General features: G+C 38.5%; 3 protein-coding genes. All 3 read left to right on the forward strand.

Annotated elements, in window-relative coordinates; all coding sequences use genetic code 11:
- Positions 1-204 precede the first annotated feature (204 nt).
- On the forward strand, positions 205-1,476 hold the full coding sequence (locus tag B2X72_RS00770; RefSeq protein ID WP_286848062.1) for an erythromycin esterase family protein: 1,272 nt from the start codon (positions 205-207) through the stop codon (positions 1,474-1,476).
- A gap of 5 nt (positions 1,477-1,481) precedes the next feature.
- A complete protein-coding gene (locus B2X72_RS00775; protein WP_070567420.1) occupies positions 1,482-2,387 on the forward strand; it encodes an ABC transporter ATP-binding protein in 906 nt (301 codons plus the stop codon).
- Positions 2,380-3,117: ABC transporter permease (locus B2X72_RS00780; RefSeq protein ID WP_286848063.1), on the forward strand; the 738-nt coding region annotated here is incomplete at its 3' end. The genes B2X72_RS00775 and B2X72_RS00780, both read left to right, overlap by 8 nt.

Consider the following 3,117-nt stretch of genomic DNA (forward strand, 5'->3'; position numbering starts at 1 on the left):
GCAAGCAAGCAAGCAAGCAAGCAAGCAAGGCGGTTAAGTGTTATACTCACTTAACCGCCTTTTTATTGTCATGTTATATTTCTAATTTTTTTTGTGTAATTTTTTATGGAAAAAGAAAAAATGATCATCATATATTAAAATACGTCCTACTTTAGCGTAATACGCAGTAGATAGATCAATTATGAATTATATAAACTGAGATAAATGAGAAGTGTTCTATGCGCACTTGCGGTAACGATTATCTTAATCTTATCGTTTAATAAACTTGTTTATGATGATATGCCCGTAGCCAACGCTACGATAGTATTGACCGAAGTAAATCGTCATAAACAAGACGTCAAAAGTATCTTAATGACCGATAGTAATTTTTCGGATTTAAGTTTTTTTGATGCTATGCTAAAAAACAATAGAATCCTGATGTTGGGCGAAATGATGCACAATGATGGCGAAACTTTTAAAGCGAAAGCCAGGATCATTCGTTATCTCCACGAACAGCTGGATTATAATGTTGTTTTATATGAGGCAGGGCAGTATGATATGTGGATGATGAATGCACAGATGGATACCCTGATGGATAAGTCGCAGGAAAAAACGATCGGTGGTACTGGACTATTCGACTTCTGGTGGCAAAATCAGGAAAATCAGCCCCTCTTAACGTATTATAAAAAAACAAAATCAACAGAGCGTCCAATGATCCTCGGCGGATTTGATATCCAATTTTCAGGCAGGGGCTTATCAAATATACGCGTAAAATTATTGGAAGATTTCCTGCTTAAAAACGGGATAGATTCGACCAAATATCCGTTATTGAAAAAAAATAGCAACAGGCTGGAGTATCTAACTTATGAACCTTTTGCCAGTAAACGGCTCAATGCGAACGAAAAAAAACAGTTCCTGGCAGAACTGGATGAATTGAACCGTAGGATCCTCAGCGGCGTAAAAGACTCGGAGCATCTGATCTATAGCCGATATCTGTCTGATATGAAGCACAACTTTGACAAATCTTGGCGCTATAAAACTGGGTCGATGCAGAGCATGCATTTTAGAGATTCACTGATGGCGGAAAATCTAACCTATCAGATCGATTCGCTTTACGCCGGCAAAAAGATTATCGTCTGGTGTGCCAATATCCATAGCTTTTCTGCGCCATACAATAAAGATTATCGGCCCCTCGGGACTTATCTAAAGCGTAAATACGGCGCTCAAGCGTATAGTCTGGATTTTACTTCCTATGGACGATATGATAAAACTGGCCGTGTTGTCGATAGAGTGGGTAAGTTGGCCGTGGAAAATGTATTTCATGCCACTAAATTGCCTTATTTCTTTTTAGATCTTCGGGAGTTGTCCAACAATAGTATTTTAAAACAGAATTTTAGTTCAGTCATCAATCAAGGGATTGATGAAGATAGAAGGTGGCACGACTTTATCGACGGCATTTTCTATATCGATATCAATAAAGATCCAATTTACCGGTAACACCAATGGAAAGTATCCTCACAAAACAACTTAGCTTTAAAATAGGCGCGAAAACAATCCTGGATAACATCAGTCTGCAGGTACCAGAAAAGGGTATTTATGGCTATCTCGGGCGAAATGGAGCCGGAAAATCGACAACAATCAAGCTACTTTTAGGTCTTTTGGAGGACCGGACAGATGCGATTTTTATTCAGGGAAATAGTCTTAGGACAAATCGAACACGTATCTATACGAATGTTGGAAACCTGATCGAATCGCCTTGTTATTATACTAAGTTAACCGTTTTTGAAAATTTAAAGTATTTGGATATCATTCATAAAAAAGGGAATAAACGCATTGATGAAGTGTTGGAAATGGTTGATCTTCATCGGGAGAAAAAGAAAAAAACGAATGCTTTGTCTATGGGTATGAAACAGCGGTTAGGGATTGCAATGGCGATATTTCATGATCCCCAATTACTCATTCTGGATGAACCATTAAATGGTCTCGACCCACAGGGTATTGTGGAAATGCGCAACTTGTTTTGTCACCTCAATGAACAGGGTAAGACGATCTTTCTTTCAAGCCATATTTTGAGTGAGCTTGAAAAAATAGCAACACACATTGGTATCATAGAAGGTGGGAAAATGATTTTCCAAGGAACTAAGCATGAGCTGCTGGGACAGGTTGACCGAGAAGTGTTCTTACGGACATCCAATCCTGCTGCAACAGTTTCTATTTTGCAAAATGCAGGTTTTTCTACCGTTAAGATCGATGGTCAAAATGTTGTCGTCAGTATAGGGGATGATCAACAATTTGATTTTGTGATCAAATCATTGGTTGAACAGCAGATTGCTATTTATGGGCTGGAATCCCGTGGTGCTGACCTTGAACAAATTTTTATAAACCTAATCGCTCGTGCAAATGGCTAATACATTTTATACTGCTTTTTTGTCTGAAAAGTACAAACTTCTTCGTAACAGGGAAATTTTTGGGGTCTTGATCGCACCTATGCTGCTCATTTTTGCGATTAGCGCTTATATAATCTATGACATTGTCAATTCCGGTGGTGCCAGCGCCATTCCAAATCCCTGGAAAGTCTTATTGGGTCGATATGTATTTCAATTTTTTTATCTACTCTATCCCATTCTTGTCGCTTTGTTTGTATATGCTTGCTGTGATGTGGAGTATAAGAATAACAATTATAAAATACTCTTTACTGTGCCCATCAGTAAATCGAATATTTTCTTTTCCAAAGCCGTCTTTATCCTGCTGACCTTACTGTTTTCAATACTCTTTGCTTACGCTGCATTTCTGATCAGTGGTTATCTGCTCAGCCTGATTTACCCCGTACTGGGGTTTCAGAATTATGATTTTAGGGTCGTAATCTTTTATACGTTTTTGAAACTTTTTATTACGCTCTCGGCTATCGCTATGATTCAGCTTGCCCTAAGCCTATTGTTCAGAAGTTTTATCTACCCAATTGGAGTAGGCATGTTTATGTTGGTCTTTTCCGTGCTTGTCGCACAGAAAAGTTTTTCGGATTTTATCCCATATACAGGGGCTTATAATGCGGTAAGGAATATCTTATCCGAGAATGATTCCTTTGCACGGCTCGATTACTGCAACATGGTGATGGTTGTTGTATTTCTATTGATCAGC

Source organism: Sphingobacterium sp. UBA7253, from assembly GCF_002472745.1.
Classification (GTDB): Bacteria; Bacteroidota; Bacteroidia; order Sphingobacteriales; family Sphingobacteriaceae; genus Sphingobacterium; species Sphingobacterium siyangense.

Coding starts and splice junctions, on each gene's coding strand:
- B2X72_RS00770 (WP_286848062.1), top strand. CDS start 205: ATGAGAAGTGTTCTATGCGCACTTGCGGTAACGATTATCTTAATCTTA.
- B2X72_RS00775 (WP_070567420.1), top strand. CDS start 1,482: ATGGAAAGTATCCTCACAAAACAACTTAGCTTTAAAATAGGCGCGAAA.